Source organism: Variovorax sp. OAS795 (genome assembly GCF_040546685.1).
GTDB lineage: Bacteria > Pseudomonadota > Gammaproteobacteria > Burkholderiales > Burkholderiaceae_C > Variovorax.
This window is the reverse complement of the sequence record NZ_JBEPOH010000002.1, coordinates 236,306-262,529: the sequence shown is the minus strand read 5'-3', so window position 1 is coordinate 262,529 and position 26,224 is coordinate 236,306. Positions and strand designations below refer to the sequence as shown.

The following is a 26,224-nucleotide window of genomic DNA, read 5'->3' as shown; positions in this document are numbered from 1 at the left end:
TTTCTGATCGGACAGCGATCGAAGGTTGGCGGCGAAGGGTCACTGCGGCGTGAGCTGGATGGAGCGCGCCATCTTCCTGAACTTTTCGCTCTCGCCAGCATAGAACTTTGCCGAGGCTTCGAGCGACTGCGGCTTCATGGCCTCTACGCCGGAGAGCGCGAGGGCCCGCGCCATCTCGGGGGAGTGGATCGCCTGCTGCGAGGCTTCCATCAGCACCCGGGCGCGGTCGGCCGGCATGCCGTCCCGGGCCATGACGGCGAGCCAGATGGCGTAGACCAGCGCCTGCTTCTGCGCCAGCGTGCTCTCGGCGATCGCGGGCACATCGGGCAGCGTGCGCATGCGCTGCGTGTCCAGCACGTCGAGCGCCTTGATCTTGTGGGTTTCGAGCAGCTGCGTGGAGGCGCCGAGGTTCGGCAGGATCGTGATGTCGATCTGCTGGCCCGCGAGGTCCTGCATCATCGGCGTGGCGCCCTTGTAGGGCACGTGCAGCAGCTTGGCGCCGGTGGTCTGCGCGATGTATTCGGAGACGATGTGGTACATCGATCCATGGCCCGGGCTGCCGAAGGTCAGGCCGGGGCTGCCGGCTTTGCGGCCGGCGGCAATCACCTGCTCCAGCGACGAATACGGCAGGCCGTTGCGCGCCATCACCACCAGCGGATGGGTCGAGATGGGCGCCAGCAGCGCGAGATCCTCGGGCTTGTACTTTGCCGATGCGTTGGACAGCGGCGCCAGGATCGCCTCGTTCGGCGACCCCATGATCAGCGTATAGCCGTCCGCCGGACGCGACAGCATGCGCTGCACCGCCAGCGCGCCGCCCGCGCCCGGAAGGTTCTCGATGATGAAGGGCTGGCCCAGCACCCGTGCCATGGTCGGCTGCATGGCGCGCGCCAGCACGTCCGCGGGCCCGCCGGGCGGAAACGCCACCAGCATGGTGACCGGCCGGGACGGAAAGACATCGGCCGCAAGAGCCGGTGCACTGCCCGCGACGGCGCCGAAGAGAGCGGCCGTGATGGTGATCAGCCGGGCGAAGGATTTCGGTGTGGTGGCTCGCATGTCATCCTCTTTTCAAACAGCGCTTCACAGGGCAGCGCGGGTGGGGTGAGGCGGATTGTTTGATGTAGCATGAGTTCGAGCAACAGCAATTTTTTGACCACTTCGTTGCCCTATGGGCAACACCCCTGGCGGAGCGGAACCCATGCGCGACATCAACCAGAAGCGGCTGCGCTACTTCCACGAGGTGCTGGTGCAGGGCACCATCCGCGGCGCCGCGGACGCACTCAACACCGCGCCGTCGGTCATCACGCGGCAGGTGGCGCTGCTGGAGGAAGAGCTGGGCCTCACGCTGTTCGAAAGGCAGGCGCGCGGCGTGGTGCCGACGGACGCCGCCCACCATCTGCTCGAGTACTGGCGCGGATGCCAGGCACAACAGGAGCGGCTCGCCGAAAGGCTGCGCGCCATCGAATCGATGGAGGCCGGCAAGGTGCGCATCGTGGCGAGCGAAGGCTTCGTCGACGGCCTGCTCGAACAGGTGGTGGGGCCATTCTGCAGTGCGCATCCGAAGCTTTCGATCGCGCTCGATGCGCTGCCCGTGAGCGCGCTGGTCGATGCGGTCGGCGACGACACCGCGCACATCGGCATCGCCTACAACCCGCAGTCGGACGCGCGGCTGCAGGTCGTCGCGAGCGCCGCTGCGCCGGCCAAGCTGCTGGTGCGCAGCGGCCATCCGCTCACGCGCATCGCGGGGGCGCTGAGCGTGCGGCAGATCATGGGTTATCCGCTCGGGCTGATGCCGCCGGGCTACGGCGTGGGGAGGCTGGTCGAGCTGCTCGAATACGCCGAGCACGTGACGTTGCAGCCCAGCCTGCGCTGCAATTCCGTGGTCGGGCTCAAGCGCTTCGTGAAGTCGACCGATGGCGTGACCTTCATCGGCGCGGGCCTGGCGGCCGAACCCGAGATCGCGGCTGGCGAGCTCGTGGCGCTGGACCTGTCGCATCCGCTGTGCAAAGGCGCGAAGGTGCGCCTCGTCGTGCGCCAGGGCCGGCCGCTGCCGCTGGCCGCGCAGCAGCTGCTGAAGAACATCCAGGAGCGCTTCTCGGTTTTCTCCAGGCCGCCGCGGCGAAGCGGCGCGTAGGGGCGCGTGGGGGCGTATCCTGGCAGGCGCGTCAGGCCAACGGCCGCAGCGCAACGCCCATGTCGCGCCAGTGCTCCGGATGGCAGGTGAACAGCAGCACCTGGTGGCGCTGCGCCGCATCGAACAGCGCGCGCTTCATCTGCGCGAGGCGCGGCGCGTCGCTGTGGACCAGCGCATCGTCAAGGATCAGCAGCGTCGGCCGGCCCGCCTCCTGCAGCAGGTCGGCATAGGCAAAGCGGCTGATGAGCCGCAGCTGCTCGCGCGCGCCGAAGCTCAGCTCCTGCAGCTGCCCGCTCTCCGAAGCGCCGCCCGCGTTGACGCGCGTCAAGGTCGCGGGCGCAAGCCCCGCGTCCATCTGCACGGTGGCCCCGGGCATCAGCAAAGGCAGGTAGTGCTGCATGCGCGCCTGCAAGGGCGCCTGCAGCCGCGTCAGCGTGGCCTGGCGCTTCTGCTCGAGCTTGTGGCACAGCAGCGCGAGCGCGTCGGCGCGGCGCTGCAGTTCGGCGTGCCGGCGGCGTGCCTGCGACAGCTGGCCCGCCACGGCCTCCCTGTGTTCTTCGAGGCCCTGTGCGCCAGCCTGCTGCAGCGTGTTCTCGAGCAGCAACAGCTGTTCGCGGCGCAGCTGATGGCCGCGCGTGAGCTGCTCGATGCTGCGCTGCAGCCGGTCGATGTCCTGCAGCACGATGTCCGGCCGCGCGGCCTGCACCTCGGCGCTGGCCTGTTCGATGCGGGCGGTCAGCGCCTCGGCTTCGGCGCCCACGGCCAGCCACTGCTGGGTGGCTTGCGCGTGGCGCTGCTGCCGGCCCGGGTCGGCGAGTGCGGCCTGTGCCGCCGCGAGTTCGCGCTGCGCCGACGCGCTCGCTTGCTGTGCCGCCGACTGTCGGCGCTGCGCGTCGGCGAGCGTCTTCTGCGCGGCCTGCTCGGCCACGATGGCAGCTTGCTGCGCGGCTTCGGCTTCTTCGATCGACAGGGTCGCATCGGTCTCCGCCGCCGCAGGCAGGCGTTGCAGCGCCGCCTGCGCGGTGGCGATGCGCGACTGCGCCTGCGCGAGTTCACTGCCGTGCGTGTCGAGCCCGCGCGGTGCGACGATGCCGAGGGCCTGCTGCGCGAGCTGGATCTGCGCATCGAGATCGGCCGAAGCGGCGAGCCGCGACTGTGCCTCGGCGATGTCGTCCACGCCCGCGGCCCGCAGCGCCGTACGCAGGGCATCTCGCGCATCGCCATGCGCGCGTGCAAGCGCCGCGAGGTCGTCGCCCCCCGGCGTGATGACCAGCCTGCCACCACCGGGCAGGTGCAGCGTGGCAGGAGCGTCGATGAGCCGTTCGCCGTTGCCGCGCAGGTCGTGTGTGTCGCTGCGCGCCTCCAGCTGGAGGGTCTGGCCTTCGGGCAGCGCGAACTGCAAGCGCGTGGCCACGGCCTGGCGGCGCAGATCGGCATCGTGCGCCGCGCGCTCGAGCTTGTGCAACTGCTCGACATCTGCGGCACGGATCTTCGGCGCAGCGGCTGTGGCGGCTTGCAGCGCTGCCAGCCGCGCATGAGCCTCCTTCGCACGCGCGAGGCTCTCGGCGCTGCGGGACGCATCGTCCTGTGCCTGCTGCAGCAGCTGGCCGAGCTGGCGGCGCTGTGCCTGCTGGCTGGCGCTTCGCCAGGCGTGGCGGGCGCCATCGACGCGGCGCTGCGCCTCTGCCGCGTTCTGGCGCGCGTGGCTCACGGCGGCGTCGCCGTCCTGCAGCAGCTTGGCGGCCTCTTCACAGGCACGCGCGCGCGCTTGCGCTTCGGTCTGATGCTGCGCGAGGCCGGCCAGCTCCTTCGCGAGCAGCTCGCGGGTTTCCTGCAGCTGCCGGAATCTCGCGCGGTCGTTGCGCAGTTGTTCCTGGCCGGCCTGCAATGCACTGCTTCGGCGCTGGGCCACCAGCAGTTCCTCGCGCAGCGATTCCCAGGGCCTGGCGGTCTCGTCGGCCTGGTGCTGGTTGCGCATCTGCGCGAGCTGGTCGACCTGCTGGCGGTAGATGGCGACCTGCGCGTCGATCGCGCCGAGTTCCGCTTCCAGCGCGGCCACTTGCGCGATGGCCTCGGCATGCGCGGCGCGCGGCTTGCCGGTCGAGGTCAGGAGTTCGTCGCGCTGGGCGCGCAGGCTGTCGAGGATCGCGTCCCCGCCGCCCGCGACCAGGGCCGCGGCCGAATCGCCCGCGGGATCGCGCAGCGCGTCGTGCAGGTGGTCGTGCGCGTGGCTCACGTCCAGCTCCTGCCCGCGTCCCTGCTCCACCCAAAGCAGGCCCGGGATGCCCCAGTTCTCCGGCTTGCTCGCGCCCTTGCCGGCGAATGAGAACCCGAACAGCTGCGCCAGGTGGTCTTCGGCATCGGTGCCGTCGAACGCGCGCGCCCCGGCGGCCAGGGTGCAGCGCTTCTTGCCCAGGAAGCTCTTCACGAGCCGGTGGCCCTCGCCGTCCAGGAGGAAATCGAGCTCGACCATCGGCGCAGCCCCGCTGCCCTCGCCCCAGGGCCGCAGGTCTTCCACGGCGGTGGAGCGGTGGCGCTCGAAGAAGGCCGCGCGAATGGCGCGCACCAGCGTGCTCTTGCCCGCCTCGTTGGGCGCGGCCAGGATGTTGAGCCCGGGCTCGAAGCCGTTGAGTTCGAGCGGCGAGCGAAAGCGGCGCAGCTGCTCGACGCGCAATCGGGTGATCTGCAGCTTCATGGCCTGGCGCCCTCCTCGTGTGCCGACAAGGCAGCGACGGCCGGGGCGCTCTGCGCGAGCTCGGCCGCGAGCAGCGCCATGGCATCCTGCGCCACGCGCGCCGCGTGCGGATCGGCGCCCGCCTGCGCGTCGCGCAGTTCCTGCAGCACCTCTCCCAGGTAGCCGTCGGCTTGCAGGCCTGCAATGTCTTCGTCCGTGGGCACGAGCCGCAGTGCCGAGAGGTCGACCTGCAAATGGCGCGCCCGCGCCTCCGCACCCCCGATGGCTGCCTGAAGGCGCCGCAGCCCCGCAAGGTCGACCTGGCCCCGCACGTGCAGTTCGGCCACATCGTGCGCGTCCAATTGCGCCAGTTGCGCGATCAATGCATGGCCATCGCTCTCGACCTGCAGCACCGAGGCGAAGGATCGCCAGCGAAATTGCGCCACCGGTATCGGCGTCACCTGCGGCTCGGCGCCTGGCGCGGCGATGTCGACCAGCAGCGCCTGGCCTGCTCCGTTGTCCTTGAAGCGGTCGGGCTCCGGGGTGCCGGCATACCAGGTGCGCGCGTCGATGCGCTTGCAGCCGTGCCAGTCGCCGAGCGCGAGGTAGTCGAGCCGCGCCGTCGATGCGCGATCGGGCGCGATGGGGTTCGCGGAGTCGATGTCTTCGGAGAGCAGGCCTTGCACACTGCCATGCGCCAGGCCGATGCGCAGCAGGCCCGCGGGAGTTTCGGCCGCATCGAACCAGGCTGTGAGGTCGTTGTAGGTGTGGCGCTGCGTGAGTGGCGCGGGCAGCACGGCAAATCCGTGCGGCCCGAAGACGCGCACTTCGGGCGCCAGCAGCGGGTGGACGTTCGGCGGCACCACGCCCAGCCGGGCCGCGCGCGTCCACACGCTTTCGGCCAGCGCGGCGTCGTGGTTGCCGGGAATCATGATCCACGGACCCGCATAGCCCGCCAGCGCATTGAACAACCGGCGCAGCGTGCGCTCGGAAACGGTCTGCACGTCGAACACGTCGCCCGCGACGAGCACCGCATCCACGCGGTGCTCGGTGGCCAGCGCCGCCAGCCGCTCGACCACGGTGATGCGCGCCTCGGCGAGGATCGGTGCGTGCTCGGCGTCGAAGGTCGCGAATTGGCGGCCGATCTGCCAGTCGGCAGAATGAAGAAAACGTGTCATGGAGGGTCGGTTAAATTCCGCAGATTCAGACGGCCAGCGGATCGCCGACATCGAAGGCGGACCGCAGAACTTCCAGGATCAGAACATGAAAAAATCGGATGCGAGCCCCGGCGTGCCGGCCCCGGAACTCATCTCCCAAAGAATTGCCGACCTGGCGGACTGGCGCGGCGAAGCCCTTGGCAGGATGCGCAAGCTCATCAAGGAAGCAGACCCCGACGTGGTGGAGGAATGGAAGTGGATGGGCACGCCGGTCTGGTCGCACGACGGCATCCTCTGCACCGGTGAATCCTACAAGGACAAGGTGAAGCTTACCTTCGCCAAGGGCGCGTTCCTGGAAGACCCGGCGGGCCTTTTCAACGCCAGCCTAGACGGCAACATGCGCCGCGCCATCGACATCCACGAGGGCGAGATGGTGGACGGAGTGGCCTTCAAGGCACTCGTGCGCGAAGCCATCGCGCACAACACGGCGGGCAAAGCGTCGAAAAAACCCGCGAAGAAGGCGAAGCCCTGAACGCGGATTGCGCGTGCGGCGGCATCACCAGAAGGCGTCGTCCTCGCGTTCGCGCAGCATCCGCACCCGGTGCTCGGCAATCTTGCGGATCAGCGCCTCCGGCAGCGGCTGGTCGTAGGGCACCTGCAGCATGTTCCTTGTGGTCTTGTGCCCCTGCAGTTCCTTGCCGAAAGGCGCGAGTCCCGCCGCCGTCGGCGTGAAGTCGAGGTGCGCCTTGTGCGCCGAAAACGCGAACAGGAAGCGGGGCTCGATGAAGAACGGGGTGCCCCATTTGATCGCTTCCTCGGCATCGGGCGCAACGCTTTTCAGCAGCGCGTGAAGCCGGCGCAGATGGGGGTGGCCCTCGCGCGGCGCCGCGCGGATGTAGTCGTCGATCGTCGCGGGATGGGGCGTGACTGCCATGTTCTTGCCTCCTGGAGAACGCATGATCGGTCATCCCGGCGTTCGGGGCCTCGTCTTCCCGTGACATCTTGGAACCTTCTTCACCGTCCCGAAGTGCGCGGCCCGGCAGGCCCGGGCGTTGAAAGTACATCGGGACTGTTCCCGGATCTTTCAGGAGACGTGATGATTTTGACCCGAACCGGCCTCAAGACGGCCCTCTTTGGCGCTGTGGCCGCCGGCGCTCTTTTCGGCGCGGCCGCAGCCTCCGCAGGCACGAGCTGGTCCGTGGGCGTGACTGTGCCCGGCGTGGTGGTGAGCAGCGAGCCGGCGCCGGCCTACTACGAGCCCGCGCCCGTGTACTCGGCGCCGCCCCCTGTCTACTACCAGCCCGCTCCGCCCGTGCGCTACCAGCCTGCACCCGCCTACGTGGCGCCTGCGCCGGTCTACTACGAGCCGGGTCCGAGCTGGGAAGAACGCCGTGCGGAGCGCCGCGAATGGCGCCGCCGCGAGTGGGAACGCCGCGAGCACTATCGCCGCTACGGCGACGACCGGAACTGATTGCCGGACGCCAGGCCCGGCCGGTCAATCCGCTCGCCAGGGCCGGCGGGGTTCGCGCGTGGCATGAACTACCAACGCGAGCAGGCCGATTCCCGCGATGGCGCACCACGCCGTCGCCGGGCTGCGCAAGGCAAGCTGCCACCGTGAGCGCGAACGGTCCGTTCCCACGCCCGAGGCAGCCCGCTCCAGCGGCGTGAGCGGCCGCGCGGTGTTCGGGTTTTCTTCACCCTCGAGCATCGCCTGGGAAATCTCCAGCGGCGTCAGTTCATCGGCAATGGGCCCGGACAGGGATGGCTCGTTGGCGCTCATGGAAAGACCTTTCGTCGATGCAGTTTGATTGCCATGAGCTTCGGCGATCCTTGGGCGGGAACTGCACGGCCGGCAACGAACGTTCGCGTAGGCCGAAGGCGCGCCTCAGGCCAGCCCGAGCTCCCGGCCATAGAGGGCCCGGGCCCAGTCCGGCAGGTCCTCGGAGGACGCGGTGACCCGGCCTCGGGTGAAGGCAATGAGGCGCCGCGCCGGCATGTTGAGCCCCGAGTTGTCGTAGACGAAGGCATGGTCGGCCAGCAACACGGCTTCCCGGATCAGCGGCTGGTTGCGCTCGAAGCGCTCGCGGATCTTGTCCTCGGGCACGTCGTGGCCGCCCTCGTCCACCCGCTGCGCGACGCGGCTGACCGAAAGCTCCGGCCGGCGCACGCTGATGTGGTAGACCACCACGCGGAAGCCTGCGGCCTGCGCATCGCGGATCAGCGCCAGCTTGGACGGATGGGAGAACGTGGATTCGGAGACGAAGCTGATGCCCTTCTCCAGTGCCTGCCGGCGCCGGCTTTCCGCAATGGCGGCCGCACGGTAGGCCGCGGCCATCGAGGGATCGCCGAGTTCCTCGCGCTGGATCAGGTCGGCGTTGATGAACAGCGCCTTGATTCGCGGACGTATGACGAGTTCATGGAAAGTCGACTTGCCGGCGCCATTCGGGCCGGCAAGCATGATCATCGTGGGACGGCTCACACGGCGCTCAGCGCTTCACCGCGGGTGTGCCGAACACCAACCGATCCTTGTCATCGAGCCCGACCCCCACGCCCCGGCGCTGGCGGTCGCGCCAGAAATCGTCTTCCGCGGCGGTGGCGGGCGCATCGGCCATGGCCTGGATGAAGTCGTCCTGCCCGGCTTCGGCCAGCGTATCGAGCGACAGCGGCTCGAGGCCGCGCAGCGCCATCTCGACCCGGGAATAACCGACTTGCGGATCGCGCTCCAAGGCGCGCCCAATGCGTAGCCAGTGCTCGGCCTGGCCCGAGATCGAGCGGCTGTTCACCCGCGCCGCGTCGCGCAGCGCCTTCATTTCAATATCGGAAATCTTGACGGCTTGGCTCATAGAAACTCCATGGAAGTTCCATTTTGCAACCCGAGGGAGCATTCCGCAACCGACCCTTTCAAAGACCCTCGGGAAGTCCCGGATGCCGATTCCGCCCCGGGATGAGGTTGCAAGCCGGATTCCTCGAATACAGTACTAAAGTTCACACTCAATCCAACCCGACGCAGGTTCAGCCGTGCCCTATTACGAACTGAAGATTGGCCACCAGACCGGACTCGTCCAGGTCACCCAGGATCTCGTCTGCTTCACGGCCACGTTGTACTGGATGCCGCACCGCCGCACGCCGCGTGTGCCGGACGAGTTCAATTCCACGCCGCTGGAACACCACCAGACCTTCGGGCCGACGGAGGCCGAGGCGCTCGAATCGCTGCGTGCCTGGGCGGGCGAAACCTTCGAGTCGGTGAGCGATTTCGTGCAGATCGGACCGCCCTAGGCGGCCCGATCCCGCTTCAGGCCGACGGCCGGAATCCCGGCAGAGACAGCATCCTGGCCTTGAGCGCCTCGATGAACGCGGTCACGCGCGCGGGCCTGTAGATGCCCGGAGGAAGCGCCACATGGATGGCGATCGGTTCGAGCCGCCAGTTCGCCAGCACCCGCTGCACCCTGCCGGTCCTGAGGTCGTCCTCGCACATCCAGGGGGCCGCGGCACCGATCCCGGCGCCATTGAGGATCGCGCGGTAGCTCGACAGCAGGCTGTCGGTCTGGATCGGCGTGTCGAGCAGCACCATACGGGAACGGCCGGCCTGGTCCAGCAGGCGCACATTGCCGGTCACATAGGGCACCAGCCCCACGCAAGGCAACTGCGGAAGACGCGCGATGCTGACGCGCCCGAGCGTCCTGAGCAGTTCGGGCGCGGCAATCAGCACCCGGTCCATCATGCCGAGCTTGCGGCTCACCAATCCGGGGTCCCGCACCTCCCCCACGCAGACCCAGCAATCCGCGCCCCACGCGGTCAGGTCGAGCACCCGGTCGGTCAGCGTGAGTTCGACCCGCAGTGCGGGATGCGCGGCGCGAAGGCCGGTCACGGCGTCGGTCAGGAAGCCGGTTCCATAGCCCGACGGACCGATCACGCGCAGCGTGCCTTCGGGCCGGCTCTGCCCGCCCTTCAGGCGCTGCGACAGGCCCGACCAGCGCTCGCCCAGGTCGCGCGCCTCCACGAGCAATGAGCGTCCCTCGTCGGTGAGCGAAAAGCTGGCCGTGGTGCGCAGCGCCAGCTTGCAGCCGAGCAGCCGCTCCAGTTCGAACAAGCGCCGGCTGACCGTGGGCTGGGTCATGCCCAGCAGCCGCGCCGCCTTGCTGAGCGATCCGCATTCGCCGATCTTCTGGAACGTGTCGAGCAGGTCGAGCCGGTCATGTACATGTTTCATGCGTCAAGCGTATATGACTTCATCGGTCCATGCGTCTACCGCAAAGCGGCCGGCGTTCGTATCGTCGGCGCCATGACCACTTCGAATTCCCAAGCGACCGGCATCGCCCGCATCGGCGACGAGCCCCGAGGCGGCTCCGTCCTCGGCTTCTACGCACCGAAGGGTTCAGCCCGTCCGCCGCGCATCGCACGCGGCGAAGGCATCTTCCTGTGGGATGCGAACGGCAAGCGCTACCTCGATGCCACCGCCGGCGCCGTCGTCGCGAACCTGGGCCACGGCAACCCGCGCGTGCTGGCCGCGATGGCGGAGCAGGCGTCCAAGGTGAGCTTCGCCTATCCGCGCTTCTTCGAGAGCGAACACAACATCGCCCTGGCCGACCGCATCTGCGAGCTCGCGGGCGACGGCCTGGACCGCGCGTTCTTCGTCTCGGGCGGCTCGGAAGCCAACGAAGCCGCGCTCAAGCTGGCGCGCCAGTACGCGGTCGTGACCGGCCAGGGCACGCGCTGGAAGGTGATCTCGCGCGATCCGAGCTACCACGGCTCGACGCTGGGGGCACTGGCGGTCACCGGCGACGCCAACACGCTCCAGCTGTACGGCCCGATGATCCGCTCGATGCCCAAGGTGCCGGCACCGCTGTCGTACCGGCCGCCGGATGGCCACACGGCCGAGTCGCACGAGAAGGCATGCACCGACGCGCTCGAGGAGACCATCCTGCGCGAAGGCCCGGAGACGGTGCTGGCCTTCATCCTCGAACCGATCGGCGGCCTTTCGACCGGCGCGGTGGTGTCCTCGGCGGCCTACTTCCGGCGCGTGCGCGAGATCTGCGATCGGCATGGCGTGCTGGTGATCTTCGACGAGATCATGAGCGGCGCAGGGCGCACCGGCGCCTTCCTGGCCGCGCACCATTGGGAGGGCGCGCGTCCCGACCTCGTCACCCTTGCCAAGGGCCTGGCGGCCGGCTACACGCCGCTGGGTTGCCTGCTGGCACCGAACCGGATGGTCGACGCGATCGCGAATGCCGGCGGCTTCGTGCACGGTCATACCTACTTCACGAATCCGCTGTCGTGCGCCGTCGCGCGCGCCGTGGTGGACGAGGTGGTACAGCAGGACCTCGTGGCGCGCGCCCGGGACATGGGCGAACTGCTGATGGCGCGGCTCTCGCACATCGCCTCGCGTTCGCCGATCGTCGGCGACGTGCGCGGCAAGGGCCTGCTCACGGCCATCGAGATCGTTGCCGACAAGGCCACGCGCCGCCAGCTGCCGGTGGCCTTCAACGCCCCCGCGCGGCTGACCGAGCACGGCCTCAAGCATGGCATCGCGCTCTACAACCGCCGCGCCAACCTGGGCGCTTTCGGCGATTTCCAGATGATCACGCCGCCGCTCACGATCACCGGAGCGCAGATCGACGAACTGGCCGGCCTGCTCGAAAAGGCATTGGCCGACCTTGCCGACGAGATCGCGCGCAAGGGCCTCGCGCGCTGAACCCGGCGACCGCACCGATTTCTGCAACCCCACCCAGGAAAGCCTCCGATGAAGCTCTCGTTCACTCTCAAGGCCATGGTCGCCTGTACCGCCTTGGCCTTCGCCGCCACGGCCGGGGCACAGATCAACACGTCGCACGGGCCGCTCAAGCTCATCGTCGGCTACCCGGCCGGCGGCTCGGCCGACGTGCAGGCGCGCACGCTGGCGGACAAGCTGGCCGCCGAACTCGGCACGACGGTCGTCGTCGACAACCGCACCGGTGCGGGCGGCGCGATCGCGGCCGACTACGTTCGCACCGCGCCGCCCGACGGGCTCACCGTGCTGCTGGCCAACATGCACATGATGGTCATGCTGCCGCTCACCACCAAGTCGGTGCGCTACGACCCGGCCAAGGACTTCAAGCCCGTCGGCCGCATCGCGAGCTTCTACCTGGGTATCGCGGTGCCCGCGGAGCTGCCCGCCAGGGATGTGAAGCAGTGGCTCGACATTGCCACCAAGGATCCGAAGAAAGCCAACTACGGCGTGCCCGCACCGGGCAGCGTCGCGCAGTTCATGGGCTACCGGCTCGGCAGCGATGCCAAGGCGGGCCTGGTGGCCGCGCCCTACCGCGGCGCAGCGCCGCTGGTGCAGGACCTGCTCGGAAACCAGATCTCGGCCGGCATCCTGCCCATTGCCGACCTCGTCGCGCACCAGCAGGCAGGCAAGCTCAGGGTGCTGGCGGTCAATGGTGCCCGGCGCGCCGCATTGCTGCCCGAGGTGCCGACGCTCAAGGAACTCGGCCAGCCGCACTTCGACAATCTCGAATGGACCGGGCTCTTCGTGCCGGCCGGCACGCCGCGGCCCATCGTCGACCAGCTGCATGCCGCGCTCGGCAAGGCGCTGGCCAGCAAGGACGTGCAGGAACGGCTGCTGAAGCTCAGCAGCGACCCGAATCCGAGCACGCCCGAGGAGCTCTCGGCCCTCATTGCCGATGACATCAAGCGCTGGGGACCGGTGGTGAAAGCCTCGGGCTTCACGTCGGAATGACGGCCACCACCTCGCAGCCGATCCCGCCGCACAAACCGCTCACGCTGCCTGGCCTGCACGGCTACGCCGACGCCAAGACCGTGGCGGCGGGCGATCCGATCCGCTTCCACCTCAGCAGCGACGTGCCTTACGACTTCGCGGTCTGCCGGCTGGGCAGCGATGTCGAAGGCCGCAGCGACGACGAGGCGCTGGAGGCGTTTGCGCCACATCGGGCGCGGGTCCAGCCGATCCACCCGGGCTCCTACGTGCATGTCGAGCGCGGCCTGCCCGCCGGCTTGCCGTTGCGTGGCTTGAGCTTCGAGTGCTGGATCAAGCCCTGGACGGTCGACGTGCGGCAGGCCATCGCGAGCCAGCACGACGATCCCGCGCAAGCCGGCTTCGGTCTCTTCATCGAGCCGGGCGGCGCCCTGTCCTTTCACCTCGGAGGCCACGCCGCGCCATCGCACGGCCGGCTCGAGGCGCGCCGCTGGCAGCACATCGCCGCGACCTGGGACGGCCAGCTCGCGATGCTCTACATCGACGCGCACTGCGTGGCCGAGTGGCCCGCGGCGCAGGCCCTCACGCCGCCTGCGGCGCCGCTGCGGCTCGGCGCCAGCGGCATCGGCGGCCAGGCCGACCTGTTCCTCGAAGCGGACCTCGTCATGCCGGCGCTGTACGGCCGCGCGCTGTCCGCCGGTGAGATTGCCGCTCGCCACGCGCAACGCGGCCTGGCCATCGCGACCGGCCGCTCGGTCCTCGCCTGCTGGCCGCTGCGCGAAGAACGCGGCTCGCTGGTGGCCGATGCCAGCGGCTATCAGCGCACCGGTCGCATCGTCAACCACGCGACCTGGATGATCGTAGGCCCCGCGTTCGAGCCCGGCAAGGTCGGCCTGTACGAGGATGACGAGTCGCCCTACGACCCGCTGCACGATCCGACGCGAGGGCATGGGCTGCGCTTTGCGGGCGACGATCTCTACGACTGCCGCTGGGACGCGGTGCACGAATTCCGCGTGCCGGACGATGCCCGCTCCGGCGTCTACGTCGGCCGCGCGCGCTTCGAGATCGAAGGGCGCAAGGCGGACTACGACATCACCTTCATCGTGCGCAAGCCCGCGCATGCGGCGCCGGCGCCGATCCTCGTGCTGTGTGCCGTGAACAGCTGGCTCGCGTACGCCACCACGCCTTTCGCGAAGAACGTGGCCGACGATCCGGTGTGGCCGCGCCGCTCGGAAGGCCTTGCGAGCAGCCATCCCGACGCGCCCGCCTTCAGCAGCTACGTCTACCACCGCCATGGCCAGCCCTGCTACCAGGTCGGCCTGCGCATGCCCTGGCCCAATGCCAGCCCCAATGCGCTCTACGACCCGGCGGAGAGCGGCTTCAGCCAGTGGACGCGGCTCGAGCGCCACCTGCACGTGTGGCTCGAAAGGCAGGGCTACGACTACGACGTGATCGGCGACATCGACCTGCACCGCGATCCGTCGCTGCTCGCGCGCTACAAGACCGTCATCGTCAACGGCCACAGCGAATACTGGTCGCTGCCCGGCGTCGAGGCGCTGGACGATTTCCTGCGGCGTGGCGGCAGCGCTGTGGTGCTCTCGGGCAACACCATGTACCTGCGCGTGAGCTATGACGAGAACTTCACCGTCATGGAGCAGCGCAAGGTCAACGGGCCCGATCACGACGACGCCAGGCCGCCCATCGGTCCGCCGGCCGGCGCTTTCGGCGAGCAGTACCACAGCCAGGACTGGGCGCGCGGCGGGAGGCTCAAGGCGTCGGGCCGGCCGGCCGCCGGCATCATCGGCCTGGAGACGGCGGGCTGGGCTTTCGCCGACGGCGACGACTTCGGCGTCTACCACGTCGAGCGGCCGGCGCACCCCCTCTTCAACGACCCGCAGCCGCTCGGCCTCGCCAAGGGCGAGACCTTCGGCCATGCACCCGGCGGCGGACTGCCGCGCGCCATCGGCCACGAGTGGGACCTGACGCTCTCGACGCTCGCGAAGATGACCAGGCACCACCTCCCGGGCACCTGCCTGCCTGTCGCGCAGGAGGGCATCGAGGTCATCGCCAACGGCATCCGGCGCATTCCGGGAAAGCTGGACACCTACCTCGACTGCCACTCGCGGCCCACCGACTCCCTCGACGGGCTTTCAGCCGAGATGATCTATTGGGAGCGGCCGCAAGGCGGGCGCGTGTTCCACGCCGGCGCCGTCGGTGCGGCCTGGGTGATCGGCAGCGACCCGCTGTTCGGGAAACTGCTCGGGAACGTGCTGCACCGCTTCGGGGTGGGGCCGGGGATAAGCGCGCAACACAAGGCAGATGGTAGGTAGATGTCGGGCTGCCCGGAGACTAGATGCTGACCAGGAACTCCCCAACCACGGTCACGCAATGGTCGAATCCCGGCTTGTAGTCCAGCGTAGCGATGGCGTCGAAAGCGGCGCGCAATCCGGCATGCGGCTGCCGGATCTGAGACAGAAATGGCTCTCGGTGGCGCCGCAGGAACGGCGTTGCCGCTAAAAGCTGCTGGGGCTCGCGCTCGATGACGAGCGCAAAGTCGAACAGATCGCGCGCGGTGGCCCGGTCGCCACGGTGATACATCTTCTTGGCAATGATTTCGGCGGCCGTCTCGACCTTCACGCAGCGGCCACCGATGTCCCAGGTTTCCCAGGCGTCATCCAGCAGGTTCGGTGCGGCGACGAAGTCGACTTCGCCTTCCTCGAATTGAAGTTTGACGAAGGCGCCAGGCTGCTCGGTGTAATCCTGCGTCAGGTCCGCCGCCGTGTCGCTCAACCGAGGCGTGACGAAGCCGAGGTACTGAGGGTCTGGCACGAAGATGTCGATGTCTTTGCTCAACCGATGGTGGAAGCGGAACATCAGCACGGTCCCACCACCCAAGGTCCAGAAAGGATCCGCGATCCCACCGTATCGGCTGATTTCATCGATCAGCATCAGCGCCCGTGGGAACAGCTTCTCCCAGGGACCGCCGCGCAATGCCCTGGATTTCATGCCCACAGCGCCCGGCGGTGCACGGACAAGGACTCGGCCAACTTCGCCACGTTGCGCCAGATCTGCCGGGGAGGCAGGTGCGCGCGCGAGGCCGTCTCTTCCACGGCCATCACGACGATCGGCACAGGCGCTTCGTCGAGCAAATGGGTCAGGTGCGGGGCGAATGGAGGCGGCACGTCGCCGCTGACCAGCGCCTGCTCCAGCGCCTCGGGGTCCAGTTCACGCGCATAGCTGACACTGGCTGTCTTCGCCGCCATCCACAGGCCGCGCTTCTTGCGCCGGGCCAGCGTATCCGGCTTTGGGCTGTCCAAGCCGAGCACAGCCATCACCAGCCCCGCGCGGTTGACGCCAAGGTCGCTCAGACCGCCATTTTCCAAGCCCACCAGGGTCTGGCGGGACAGGCCGCTCATGTGCGCCAACTGTGCCTGGGACAGACCCAGCTCAGCGCGCCGCGCTCGAACAGCATGGCCGATGTCAATGAGGTTCATGGCAGATCGCAGCGAGAAATGTCCAAAATATTAGACATCGTACGCCAACCAGCCTCGCTTGCAAGAGGCAGCGATGTTCCCCACCTCTGACCCACACCTGCTGCGAAGCCTTGGCTTCTCACGCAATGCGCCCCGCCCCATTCAGTTCTCAGAGCCTGAATTCCTCCGCCGCAATGCCGAGCTTGCGCAGCTTGTCATGCAGCGTCTGCCGCGCGATCGACAGCGCGCTGGCGGTTGCCGGCTGGTCGCCCTGGTGCTTGCGCAGGGCTTCGACGATCACAGCCCGCTCGAAGGCCTCGACCTGTTGCGGCAGGCTGCGCGGCAAGGCGGGCATGCCTTCGGCGCTGCCGCGGGCCTGGGTCAGCCGCTCGCCCAGGAGCCCGAGGGCGAAGCGGTCGGCCACGTTGCGCAGTTCGCGCACGTTGCCGGGCCAGGCGTAGGCCATCAGGTCGGCCACCTGGGCACCGGTGAGGATGGGTGCGGCGCGCTCGTAGCGCGCCGCCGCCAGCAAAGAGAAATGCTCGAACAGCAGGGGAATGTCCTCGCGCCGCTCGCGCAGCGGCGGCAGCTCGATGAAGGCCACGCCGAGGCGGTAGTACAGGTCGGCCCGGAACTTCTGCTTGTCGCTCATTTCCTTCAGGTCGTCCTTGCTCGCGGCCACCACGCGGCAGTCGAAGGCAATGGCCTTGTTGGAGCCGATGCGCTCGATGGACCGCTCCTGCAGTGCGCGCAAAAGCTTGATCTGCACCGCCATCGGCATGCTCTCGATCTCGTCGAGAAACAGCGTGCCGCCGTGGGCATACTCGAACTTGCCCACGCGCACGCGGTTGGCGCTGGTGAAGGCGCCGGCCTCGTGGCCGAAGAGCTCGCTCTCGGCCAGCGCCTCGGGCAGGCCGCCGCAGTTCAGCGGCACGAAATGCTGCCGCCGGCGCTCGCTGTGCTCGTGCAGGCAGCGCGCGACAAGCTCCTTGCCGGTGCCTGTTTCTCCGTAGATCAGCACGTCGGCCGAGGTCTCGGCCAGCGTCATCACGGTGCGGCGCACTTGCTGCATCTGCGCCGAGCGGCCGATCAGCACCGACTGGATGCCGTTCCAGTTCTCCAGCGCATCGCGCAGCGCACGCACCTGCAGTGACAGTTGCCGGCGCTCCACGGCATGGCGCACGATGGCCACCAGCCGCTCGGAGCCGAAAGGCTTCTCGATGAAGTCGTAGGCGCCCTCGCGCATGGCCTGGACCGCCATCGCGATGTGGCCATGGCCGGTGACGAGGATGACGGGCAGCTCGGCATCGGTCGCATGCAGTTCGCACAGCCATTCGGCGCCGCTCAGGCCGGGCAGCCGCACGTCGCAGACCACGATGGCCGGCACGCCGAAGCTGATGTGGGCGCGCGCGCGTTCGGCGCTGTTGAAGGCTTCGACCTCGAAGCCGGCCAGGGTCAGCACCTGGGTCGTGCTGAGGCGGACGTCTTCGTCGTCCTCGACCAGCAGTACCCGGATGGCGGGGGCTTGGCTCACTTGTGGATCACTCCTGTGGGGGTGGGAATAAGAATGGCCTGCAGGGCGGCCGGCAGGTCCACGATGAAACAGGCCCCGCCTTCGGGCAGGTTGGCGGCGCGCAGCGTGCCGTCCATGGCGCGCACCAATTGTGCCGAGATCACGAGGCCCAGGCCCAACCCGGTGCCCGCCGGCTTGCTGGTGACGAAGGGCTCGAACAGGCGCGGCAGGATGCCGGGCGGAATGCCCGGGCCGGTGTCGCTCACGCGCAGGATCACGCGGCCTTCATGCGGCCGCGCCTCGATCCGCAGCGTGCGCCCGGGCGACTCCTGCATCGCCTCGATGGCGTTGCGCATCAGGTTGACCAGCACGCTGCCGAGCGCGGCCTCCTCGGCCATGACGCTCAAGCCCGCGGGCTGCAGGTCGACCTCGATCGTGATGCCGTTCTTCCTCGTGGCTTCGGCGACGATGGCCTGCGCGTCCGCCACGGCCCGAGCCACCGGCAGCGCCGCCAGCGGCAGCTCGCTCTTGTGCGCGAAGGTCTTGAGCTGCGAGGTCAGGCGCGCCAGGCGGTCGACCAGGCCACGGATGCGCTGCAGGTTGGCGTGCACGTCGTCGACCCGGTTCTTGTCCAGCAGGATGCCGGCACTTTCCGAGAGCGCGCGCATGGCGGTGAGCGGCTGGTTCAGCTCGTGCACCACGCCGGCCGACATCTGGCCCAGCGCGGCCATCTTGCCCGCATGCACCAGCTCGCCCTGTGCGGCGCGCAGCTGCGCGGTGCGCGCGGCGACGGTCGATTCGAGGGTGTCGTGGGCGGCCTGCAGCGCGGCCTGGTTGGCGAGCTTCTGCCGCACCGCGCGGCGGCGCTGCCACAAGGTGACCGCCAGCAGGAGCAGCACCGCCATCGCGAGGCTGGCGGTGATGGCCGCATTGCGCGCGCCCACCCGCACCGGCGCCAGTTCGTCGAGCACCACCAGCTGCCAGGGCGCGCCGCGCAGCTTGCGCGTGGAGGCCAGCTGGTCCACGCCGTCGAGTGCGATGACCTGCACGTCGCGCCCCAGCACCTCTTTCTGCGTCCATTGCAGCGGCTGCAGCGCGGCTTCGCCGTAGGGGCGCGAGCGCTGCACCTCGGCGCGCTGCAGGCCGTCCATCGGCAGCATCGGGCGGAACTTGATGTCCTCGCGGCTGGACAGGATGACGACGCCGCGCTGGTCGATCAGCACCACGTCGCCCGGGAGCTTGCGCCAGGCGCGCTCGGCCTCCTCGAGGTTGACCTTGACGGCCACCACGCCGCGCGTGGGCTGGCCGCGGCGCAGCGCGTACGAGAGGTAGTAGCCCGGCTTGCGGCTGGTGATGCCCACGCCGTAGAAGCGGCCCCTGCCCTGCCCGAGCGCATCGATCACGTAGGGGCGGAACGACAGGTCCTGGCCCACGGTGGTCCCGGGCCGGTCCCAGTCGGAGGCCGCGAGCGAGGTGCCGCCGCCGTCGAGCACATAGAGCATCTCGGCGCCGGCCGTGGCGTTGACGCCATCGAGGTAGCGGTTCACCGCATCGCGCAGCGCAGCGTCCGTGGGCGTTCCAAGCAGCGCCGGGACGATGGGCGTCATCTCCATCAAGGCGGGTAGATATTCGAAGCGGGCCAGGTCGGCGTCCAGCCCCGTCGCGAGCATGTCGAGGCGGTGGTCGGCCGCATCGCGCAGCCGGTCCAGGCCGTTGTGCATGGCCAGGTGGTGGCCGGCGACGGCGGCCAGGGCCACGAGGGCCAAGGCGCCGATCCAGCGCGGAAGGCCGCGCCAGCGTCCGGGTGTGTGAGTAGGCAAGTCGAAGCGCCGTGCCGGCTCCCGTGAAATCATGAAGCCGTTATTGCACAAGCCCGTGAAGGCCGCATCAGTGCCAGCCCGGTGGCCGGCAGGCCGTGGCGGTTCGTCCCGTGCCGGCACCCGGTCAGGCATAGTGCAATTCGCCAGCCTTGCCATGGAAGACCCGGTAGGAAAAGACGGTGTAGCCCACGATGGCGGGCACCGAGATGCAGGCCCCCACCAGGATGACCTTGAGCGCCGGCGCGCTGCTCGCGGCCTGCCAGATCGTGAGCTGGCCGATCACCACATACGGGTAAATGCTGTAGGCCAGCCCGAGGAAGCCGAGCACGAACACCATGATGAGCAGAACGAAGGGCAGCCAGCAGACCGGCCCGCGCACCATGCGCGTGTCCAGCAGCCCGCGCACCGCCAGCAGCGCCACGCCCGTCATCAGCGGGATCGCGGCGAGCGCCAGGATCTCGGGCAAGGCGAACCAGCGCGCGCGCACCTCGGGGCTGATCCATGGCGTGGCCATCGAGATCAGCACCATGCCGCCCACCATCGGCGCCCATGCGGTGCGCGCCCATTGCACGGCGCGCTCCTGCAGCGCGCCCTCGGTCTTCATGACGAGCCAGGCCGCGCCCATCAGGACGTAGGCCATCGGCAGCGCCACCGCAATGGCGGCGGCGAACAGGGGATAGTTCCAGCCGGTGCCGAAGCCGCTGATGTAGCGCCCGAGCATCCAGCCCTGCGCCACCGAGGCCAGCGTGGAGCCTGCGAAGAAGAGCCGGTCCCAGGTGCGCTTGTGGCTGTCGCGCGCCTTCACGCGGAAGTCGAAGGCCACGCCGCGCAGCGTGAGGCCGACGAGCATCAGCGCCACCGGCAGGTAGAGCTCGCCGAGCACCAGCCCGTGCGCCTTCGGAAACGCAACCAGCAGGATGCCCACACCCAGCACCAGCCAGGTTTCGTTGGCGTCCCAGAACGGGCCGATGGAGGCGATCATCACGTCCTTCTCGGCATCGGTGGCACGGTGCATGAGCATGCCCACGCCCAGGTCGTAGCCATCGCTGACCACGTAGACCAGCATCGACACCGCCCATGAGCACCATGAAGATCACCGGCAGTGCGGCATCGAAGTTCGCGACCGTGTTCATGCGCGGCCTCCTTCCAGGACCGGCGAGGTGATGGCGCCCGGCGGCGTTGCGGCGCGTTCCACGGCCTCGGTGGCCAGCACCTCGTCGGGCTTGCCGGCCATGTACCCGAGCACCGCGACGTAGGCCACGATGAGCGCGAGGTACAGCGCGACGTAGAGCGCCAGCGTGAGCGCGATCATCTCCGACGGGACCTTGGACACCACGTCGGCCGTTCGCACCAGCCCGTAGACGACGTAGGGCTGGCGGCCGATCTCGGTGACGTACCAGCCCGCGACGGTCGCGACCCAGCCCGAGAAGGTCATGCCCGCGAAGAGCCACAGCAGCGCGCGCGGCAAGCGCGCCGGCTGCCATCGGGTGCGCCGGTACAGCCACCATCCGAGCCAGCTCGAAGCGAGCATCAGCATGCCCATGCCGACCATGATGCGGAAGGCGAAGAACATCGGCAGCGGCGGCGGGTGCGCGCCGGGAAAATCGTTGAGCCCGCGGATCTCGCCGTCGGCCTTGTGGGTGAGGATCAGGCTCGCGACATGGGGGATCGCGATCTCGAAATGGTTCTTGCGCGCCGCGGCGTCGGGAACGGCGAACAGCAGCAGCGGCACGCCGCGCCCGGTCTCCCACACGCCTTCCATCGCGGCGATCTTCGCGGGCTGGTGCTCGAGCGTGTTGAGGCCGTGCATGTCGCCCACCACGATCTGCAGCGGAACCAGCACCGCGGCGAGCGTGAGGCCCACGCGCATCACCCGCGCCGCGCTGCGCTGCCCCACGCCGCGCAGCACCTGCCACGCCGACAGCCCGACCACAAGGAACGCACAGGTCAGCGCCGAGGCCAGCAGCATGTGGGTGAAGCGGTACGGGAACGACGGATTGAAGATCACCGCGGGCCAGCTCGCGACATGGAATTCCCCGTCCACGATCTCGTGGCCCGCGGGGGTCTGCATCCACGAGTTGAGCGCCAGGATCCAGAACGCCGAGAGCGTGGTGCCGAAGGCCACCATGAACGTCGACATCAGGTGCACGCGCTCGCTGACCTTGCCATGGCCGAAGAGCATCACGCCGAGAAAGCCCGCCTCCAGGAAGAACGCGGTGAGCACCTCGTAGCCCAGCAGGGGCCCGGCCACGTTGCCCACCCGCTCCATGAAGCCCGGCCAGTTGGTGCCGAACTGGAAGCTCATGGTGATGCCGCTGACCACGCCGAGCGCGAAGGTCAGCGCGAACACCTTGGTCCAGAAGCGGTAGGCATCGAGCCAGCCTTGCGCCGATGCCGCATCGCCGCCGCCGCGCGTGCGCAGCCAGCGCCAGCGGAAGAACAGCAGCAGCCAGCCCAGCGCAATGCTGATGGTGGGAAACAGGATGTGGAAAGTGATGTTGGCCGCGAACTGCATGCGGGCGAGGATCAGGGCGTCCATCAGGTTCCTTTCGCGCCGGCGGCGGCGCGGCCGCCGCCGGCTGGGGTCATCGCTTGGCCGCGCCGCCCTGCTTCAGGGCCTCCGACATGCCGATCAGCACGCCGCTCGCCAGCGTGGCGTAGCTGTCGAGCATCGCCTGAGTGGCGCGCAGGCTCATCGCGCGGCCGTCACGCAGGTTCTTCTGCGTGTCTTCCATGAGCTGCTCGAGCGCGACCGACGCCCGCGCCCCGGTGCCGGTCGTCTTGCCCTGCATCGCCTGGAACACGCCGGTCCACGGGCCGTCGGCCGGCGCCGCCTTGCGCACGCTGGCAAGCAGCGTGTCCTCCATCTTCGCGATGTCGACCAGCGCCTTCTTGAGCTGGGTCTCGCGCAGGCTCACGCCCTGGTCGACCAGTTGCTGCAGCGCGCGCTGGTTGGCCACCACCGCCTGCTCCAGCGCGCCGTCCATGCCGGCGAAGGCCTTGGCCAGCAGCGCTTCGACGTCGGGCGCGGGCAGCTTGCTGCCCGCCGCGCCGGCCGAGGCTGCCTTGGTGACCGTGCCCAGCACCTGTCGGATGTTCGCGAGCGTGAGCTCGCGGCCCTGCAGGCCCTTGAGCGTGGCCTCGTGCACCGCCTTGCGCAGGGCTTCGCCCTGCTTGGCGGTGGCGTCGGTGAACTTGTCGATCAGTGCGGCCTGATCGATGCCGTTTTTGAGGATCATGGTCGTGCGTTCATTGCATGTGCTGGCCGCCGTTGATGGCGATGTTCGCGCCCGTCACGAAGGCTGCCTCTTCCGAGGCGAGATAGATGATCAGTCCGGCCACTTCCTCGGGCTTGCCCAGGCGGCCGACGGGGATGTGCGGCAGGATCTTGCTGTCGAGCACTTCCTTCGGGATGGCCGTGACCATCTTCGTGCCGATGTAGCCGGGCGAGATGGTGTTCACCGTCACGCCCTTCTTCGCCACCTCGAGTGCCAGCGCCTTGGTGAAGCCGTGCACGCCCGCCTTGGCGGCCGAGTAGTTGGTCTGGCCGAACGCGCCCTTGGAGCCATTCACCGACGAGACGTTGATGATGCGGCCCCAGCCCCGGTCCACCATGCCGTCGGCCACCTGCTTGCTCATGTTGAACAGGCTGTCGAGGTTGGTGCGCAGCACGGCGTTCCAGTTGATCTGGTCCATCTTCTTGAAGGTCATGTCGCGGGTGATGCCGGCGTTGTTGACCAGCACGTCGACCGGGCCGAGGGCCGCCTGCACCTGGCTCACCGCCTGCGCGCACGAGTCGTAGTCGGCCACGTCGCAGGGCACGGCCAGGATCTCGTAGCCCCGCCCGGCCATCTGCGCCACCCAGTCGGCATGCGACTTGTTGCCCGGCGAATAGGTCACCGCGAGCTTGTAGCCCGCATCGACCATCTTGGTGGAGATCGTCTCGCCCAGGCCGCCCATGCCGCCGGTGACGAGGACCACTTGCTGCTTCTTCTCGCTCATTGCTTTCTCCTTGGTGGGTTGTGTGTGACAGGTAAGAAATCCGTTCAGGCCCGCTCCACGGCCAGCGCCACGCCCATGCCGCCGCCGATGCACAGCGAGGCCAGGCCCTTGTTGGCGCCGCGGCGGCGCATCTCGTGCAGCAGCGTCACCAGGATGCGGCAGCCCGAGGCGCCGATGGGGTGGCCGATGGCAATCGCGCCGCCGTTCACGTTGATGCGGCTGGTGTCCCAGTCCATCTCGCGGTTCACGGCGCAGGCCTGCGCGGCGAAGGCTTCGTTGATCTCCATCAGGTCCAGGTCCTGCGCCTTCCAGCCGGCCTTCCTGAGCGCCAGCTGCGAGGCGGGCACCGGGCCCATGCCCATGATCGAGGGGTCCAGGCCCGCGCTCGCGTAGGCGCGGATCACCGCCAGCGGCTGCAGGCCGAGCGCGGCGGCACGCGAGGCCGACATCACCAGCACCGCGGCCGCGCCGTCGTTCAGGCCCGAGGCATTGCCGGCCGTCACCGAACCGGCCTTGTCGAAGGCCGGGCGCAGCCCCGCGAGCGCATCGGAATTGGTCTTGCGGTTCACGAATTCGTCGGCCGAGAAGACGACCGGGTCGCCCTTCTTCTGCGCGATGCCGAAGGGCAGGATCTCGTCATCGAAGCGCCCCGCGTCCTGCGCGGCCGCCGCCTTCTGCTGCGAGGCCAGCGCCAGCGCGTCCTGCATCTCGCGCGTGATGCCGTACTTCTTGGCGACGTTCTCAGCCGTGGTGCCCATGTGGTACTGGTTGTAGACGTCCCACAGGCCGTCCACGATCATGGTGTCGACCAGCTTCCAGTCGCCCATGCGCTGGCCGTTGCGCGAATTGGGCAGCACGTGCGGCGCGGCGCTCATGTTCTCCTGCCCACCGGCCACCACGATCTCGGCATCGCCGCATTTCACGGCCTGGGCCGCGAGCATCACGGCCTTGAGGCCCGAGCCGCAGACCTTGTTGATGGTGAGGCCCGGCACGCCGACCGGCAGGCCCGCCTTGATGACCGTCTGGCGCGCCGGGTTCTGCCCCGCGCCGGCCGCGAGCACCTGGCCCATGATCACCTCCGACACCGCATCGCCCGCCACGCCGGCCTTCTCGAGCAGCCCCTTGACCACGTGGGCGCCCAGCTCCGGCGCGGGCGTTCCGGCCAGCGCACCGCCGAACTTGCCGACCGCCGTGCGTTGCGCGGCCACGATCACGATATCGTCTGACATGAGAGTCTCCTTGAGGTTGTTGCGAGGAAAAAAGGGTTGGGTGGACCAGGCTCAGGCGGCCTTGGCCTTCACATAGCGCCCCGGCGCGGGCTCGATGGCGGGAAACCCGGCGCTGCCCGGCACGCGGCGCGCGGCAACCTTCGAGCCGGCATGGGCGGCAAGCCATTGGCTCCACGCGGGCCACCAGCTGCCGTCGATGCTCTGTGCGTTGTCGAACCACGCACCCGCGTCCGCCGCCAGATCGCCGACCCAGTGGTTGCGCCGGTTCTTCGCGGGCGGATTGATCACGCCGGCGATGTGGCCGCTCGCGCCGAGCACGAAGCGGGTCTCGCCGCCCAGCAGCCGCGTGCCCGCATAGGCGGTCTTCCACGGCACGATGTGGTCGTCGCGCGAGGCATAGATGAACGCGGGCGCATCGATGCGCGACAGGTCCACCGGCACGCCGCACTGCACCGTGCCGCCGGGCTCGCGCAGCTTGTTTTCCAGGTAGGTGTGGCGCAGGTACCAGCAGTACATCGGCCCCGGCAGGTTGGTGTCGTCGCCGTTCCAGAACAGCAGGTCGAAGGCCGCGGGCGCCTTGCCCTTGAGGTAGCCGTTGACCACGTAAGGCCAGATCAGGTCGTTGGCGCGCAGCGCCGCGAACACGGTCGCGAGTTCGCGGCCCTTCATGAGGCCGCCGCGGCCGATGCTGGCCTCGCGGCTCGCGACCATGGCCTCGTCGACCATCAGGCCCAGCTCGCCGGTATCGGAAAAATCGAGCATTGCGGTGAGGAGCGTGACGCTGGCCGCGGGCTTCTCGCCGCGTGCGGCCGCCACGGCCAGTGCGCTGCCCAGCAGCGTGCCGCCGATGCAAAAACCCAGCGTGTTCGCCTTGTCGGTGCCCGCGATCTCGCGCGCGACATCGATCGCCTTCAGCACGCCCTCGCCGACATAGTCGTCCCAGCCCAGATGCCCTTGCGCTTCCGACACGTTGCGCCAGGACACGAGGAACACCGTGTGGCCCTCTGCCACCGCGTACGCGACCAGCGAATTCGCGGGCTGCAGGTCGAGGATGTAGAACTTGTTGATGCAGGGCGGTACGATCACCAGCGGCCGCCGGTGCACCTTGGCCGTCGACGGCGCGTACTGCACGAGCTGCATCAGCTCGTTCTCGAACACCACGTTGCCCGGGCTGGTCGCGACGTTGCGGCCGACCTCGAAGGCCTCGTCGTCCGACATCGAGATGCGGCCCTTGGCCACGTCCGCGAGAAAAAGGCGTGCGCCTTCCACCAGGCTGGTGCCGCCGGAGTCGAGCGCGGCCTGCATCGCCTCGGGGTTGGTCGCTAGGCTGTTGGCCGGGTTCATCGCGTCGATCACCTGGCGCAGCGCAAAGTCCATCTGCGCCTTGCTGCGCGCGTCGAGCGGCGCGGCCTCCAGCGCCTGGCGCATCACGGCGCCGAACTGCAGGTGGCTTTGCGCCAGCCCCTGTTGCCAGGCTTGCAGCCAGGCGGACGCGTCGAAAGGAGTCGAGGGAATGGTCATGGCGGTGCCT

At 68.9% G+C, this 26,224-nt stretch carries 24 protein-coding genes and 1 pseudogene; 7 read left to right on the top strand and 18 right to left on the bottom strand.

What is annotated here, in order from left to right; translation table 11 throughout:
* Positions 1-39 precede the first annotated feature (39 nt).
* Positions 40-1,053 carry a tripartite tricarboxylate transporter substrate binding protein gene (locus tag ABID97_RS26690; RefSeq protein ID WP_354402260.1) on the bottom strand — a complete coding sequence of 338 codons (1,014 nt, stop codon included), beginning with the start codon at positions 1,051-1,053 and terminating at the stop codon, positions 40-42.
* A 142-nt stretch (positions 1,054-1,195) separates the two neighbouring features.
* On the opposite strand from ABID97_RS26690, the gene ABID97_RS26685 reads away from it, so the two are divergent.
* Positions 1,196-2,131, top strand: a complete 936-nt coding sequence (locus ABID97_RS26685) for a LysR substrate-binding domain-containing protein (RefSeq protein WP_354402258.1) — start codon at positions 1,196-1,198, stop codon at positions 2,129-2,131.
* Positions 2,132-2,162: 31 nt separating this feature from the next.
* Here ABID97_RS26685 and ABID97_RS26680 read toward each other — a convergent pair whose 3' ends face one another.
* Together ABID97_RS26680 and ABID97_RS26675 are read right to left on the bottom strand one after the other, a co-directional pair.
* A complete protein-coding gene (locus ABID97_RS26680; protein WP_354402256.1) occupies positions 2,163-4,826 on the bottom strand; it encodes an AAA family ATPase in 2,664 nt (887 codons plus the stop codon).
* On the bottom strand, positions 4,823-5,983 hold the full coding sequence (locus tag ABID97_RS26675) for a metallophosphoesterase family protein (protein WP_354402254.1): 1,161 nt from the start codon (positions 5,981-5,983) through the stop codon (positions 4,823-4,825). Before ABID97_RS26675 ends, ABID97_RS26680 begins: the two co-directional genes overlap by 4 nt.
* 85 nt (positions 5,984-6,068) lie before the next feature.
* Between ABID97_RS26675 and ABID97_RS26670 the strand changes: the two genes are divergently transcribed.
* Complete coding sequence (locus ABID97_RS26670; RefSeq protein ID WP_354402252.1) at positions 6,069-6,494, top strand: DUF1801 domain-containing protein; 426 nt, start codon at positions 6,069-6,071, stop codon at positions 6,492-6,494.
* 24 nt (positions 6,495-6,518) lie between these two features.
* Here the strand turns inward: ABID97_RS26670 and ABID97_RS26665 are convergent, their stop codons facing one another.
* On the bottom strand, positions 6,519-6,896 hold the full coding sequence (locus ABID97_RS26665; protein ID WP_354402250.1) for an iron chaperone: 378 nt from the start codon (positions 6,894-6,896) through the stop codon (positions 6,519-6,521).
* Between the two features lie 162 nt (positions 6,897-7,058).
* Here ABID97_RS26665 and ABID97_RS26660 point away from each other — a divergent pair, with 162 nt between their 5' ends.
* Positions 7,059-7,433: a hypothetical protein gene (locus ABID97_RS26660; protein WP_354402248.1), complete on the top strand. Its 375-nt coding sequence runs from the start codon at positions 7,059-7,061 to the stop codon at positions 7,431-7,433.
* A 24-nt stretch (positions 7,434-7,457) separates the two neighbouring features.
* Here the strand turns inward: ABID97_RS26660 and ABID97_RS26655 are convergent, their stop codons facing one another.
* The 3 genes from ABID97_RS26655 to ABID97_RS26645 form a co-directional block, all read right to left on the bottom strand.
* Positions 7,458-7,742 carry a hypothetical protein gene (locus ABID97_RS26655; RefSeq protein ID WP_354402246.1) on the bottom strand — a complete coding sequence of 95 codons (285 nt, stop codon included), beginning with the start codon at positions 7,740-7,742 and terminating at the stop codon, positions 7,458-7,460.
* Between the two features lie 105 nt (positions 7,743-7,847).
* Entirely contained in the window at positions 7,848-8,441 is a 594-nt protein-coding gene (locus ABID97_RS26650; protein ID WP_354402245.1) for an ATPase, read from the bottom strand.
* A 7-nt stretch (positions 8,442-8,448) separates the two neighbouring features.
* Positions 8,449-8,805: a TA system antitoxin ParD family protein gene (locus tag ABID97_RS26645; protein WP_354402243.1), complete on the bottom strand. Its 357-nt coding sequence runs from the start codon at positions 8,803-8,805 to the stop codon at positions 8,449-8,451.
* Positions 8,806-8,980: 175 nt separating this feature from the next.
* Between ABID97_RS26645 and ABID97_RS26640 the strand changes: the two genes are divergently transcribed.
* Complete coding sequence (locus ABID97_RS26640; RefSeq protein WP_354402241.1) at positions 8,981-9,238, top strand: hypothetical protein; 258 nt, start codon at positions 8,981-8,983, stop codon at positions 9,236-9,238.
* 16 nt (positions 9,239-9,254) lie between these two features.
* On the opposite strand, the gene ABID97_RS26635 is transcribed toward ABID97_RS26640, so the two are convergent.
* Positions 9,255-10,172, bottom strand: coding sequence for a LysR family transcriptional regulator (locus ABID97_RS26635; protein ID WP_354402239.1), 918 nt, complete (start codon positions 10,170-10,172; stop codon positions 9,255-9,257).
* 72 nt (positions 10,173-10,244) lie between these two features.
* Between ABID97_RS26635 and ABID97_RS26630 the strand changes: the two genes are divergently transcribed.
* From ABID97_RS26630 to ABID97_RS26620, 3 genes are read left to right on the top strand one after another with little or no spacing between them, the layout of a single operon-like run.
* On the top strand, positions 10,245-11,654 hold the full coding sequence (locus ABID97_RS26630; RefSeq protein ID WP_354402237.1) for an aminotransferase family protein: 1,410 nt from the start codon (positions 10,245-10,247) through the stop codon (positions 11,652-11,654).
* 48 nt (positions 11,655-11,702) lie between these two features.
* Positions 11,703-12,680 (top strand): Bug family tripartite tricarboxylate transporter substrate binding protein, encoded by a 978-nt coding sequence (locus ABID97_RS26625; protein WP_354402235.1) that lies wholly within the window; start codon positions 11,703-11,705, stop codon positions 12,678-12,680.
* The gene (locus tag ABID97_RS26620; protein ID WP_354402233.1) at positions 12,677-14,986 is read left to right on the top strand and encodes a N,N-dimethylformamidase beta subunit family domain-containing protein; all 2,310 of its coding nucleotides are present in this window, start codon (positions 12,677-12,679) and stop codon (positions 14,984-14,986) included. The genes ABID97_RS26625 and ABID97_RS26620 overlap by 4 nt, the downstream gene beginning before the upstream one ends.
* A gap of 19 nt (positions 14,987-15,005) precedes the next feature.
* On the opposite strand, the gene ABID97_RS26615 is transcribed toward ABID97_RS26620, so the two are convergent.
* The 10 genes and pseudogenes from ABID97_RS26615 to ABID97_RS26570 form a co-directional block, all read right to left on the bottom strand.
* Positions 15,006-15,662 carry a nucleotidyl transferase AbiEii/AbiGii toxin family protein gene (locus ABID97_RS26615; RefSeq protein WP_354402231.1) on the bottom strand — a complete coding sequence of 219 codons (657 nt, stop codon included), beginning with the start codon at positions 15,660-15,662 and terminating at the stop codon, positions 15,006-15,008.
* Positions 15,659-16,150 (bottom strand): helix-turn-helix transcriptional regulator, encoded by a 492-nt coding sequence (locus tag ABID97_RS26610; protein WP_354402230.1) that lies wholly within the window; start codon positions 16,148-16,150, stop codon positions 15,659-15,661. The genes ABID97_RS26615 and ABID97_RS26610 overlap by 4 nt, the downstream gene beginning before the upstream one ends.
* A gap of 148 nt (positions 16,151-16,298) precedes the next feature.
* Positions 16,299-17,663, bottom strand: coding sequence for a sigma-54-dependent transcriptional regulator (locus ABID97_RS26605; protein ID WP_354402228.1), 1,365 nt, complete (start codon positions 17,661-17,663; stop codon positions 16,299-16,301).
* Positions 17,660-19,495, bottom strand: a complete 1,836-nt coding sequence (locus ABID97_RS26600) for a sensor histidine kinase (RefSeq protein WP_354402226.1) — start codon at positions 19,493-19,495, stop codon at positions 17,660-17,662. The genes ABID97_RS26605 and ABID97_RS26600 overlap by 4 nt, the downstream gene beginning before the upstream one ends.
* A gap of 91 nt (positions 19,496-19,586) precedes the next feature.
* Positions 19,587-20,595, bottom strand: a pseudogene (locus ABID97_RS26595) (cytochrome d ubiquinol oxidase subunit II).
* Positions 20,592-22,001 (bottom strand): cytochrome ubiquinol oxidase subunit I, encoded by a 1,410-nt coding sequence (locus tag ABID97_RS26590; protein ID WP_354402224.1) that lies wholly within the window; start codon positions 21,999-22,001, stop codon positions 20,592-20,594. Before ABID97_RS26590 ends, ABID97_RS26595 begins: the two are co-directional and overlap by 4 nt.
* Before the next feature lie 46 nt (positions 22,002-22,047).
* Positions 22,048-22,701 carry a DUF6781 family protein gene (locus ABID97_RS26585; protein ID WP_354402222.1) on the bottom strand — a complete coding sequence of 218 codons (654 nt, stop codon included), beginning with the start codon at positions 22,699-22,701 and terminating at the stop codon, positions 22,048-22,050.
* A gap of 10 nt (positions 22,702-22,711) precedes the next feature.
* A complete protein-coding gene (gene phbB, locus ABID97_RS26580) occupies positions 22,712-23,464 on the bottom strand; it encodes an acetoacetyl-CoA reductase (protein ID WP_354402220.1) in 753 nt (250 codons plus the stop codon).
* A gap of 44 nt (positions 23,465-23,508) precedes the next feature.
* Entirely contained in the window at positions 23,509-24,693 is a 1,185-nt protein-coding gene (locus tag ABID97_RS26575; protein WP_354402218.1) for an acetyl-CoA C-acetyltransferase, read from the bottom strand.
* 51 nt (positions 24,694-24,744) lie between these two features.
* A complete protein-coding gene (locus ABID97_RS26570; RefSeq protein ID WP_354402216.1) occupies positions 24,745-26,214 on the bottom strand; it encodes a PHA/PHB synthase family protein in 1,470 nt (489 codons plus the stop codon).
* Between the last annotated feature and the right edge of the window lie 10 nt (positions 26,215-26,224).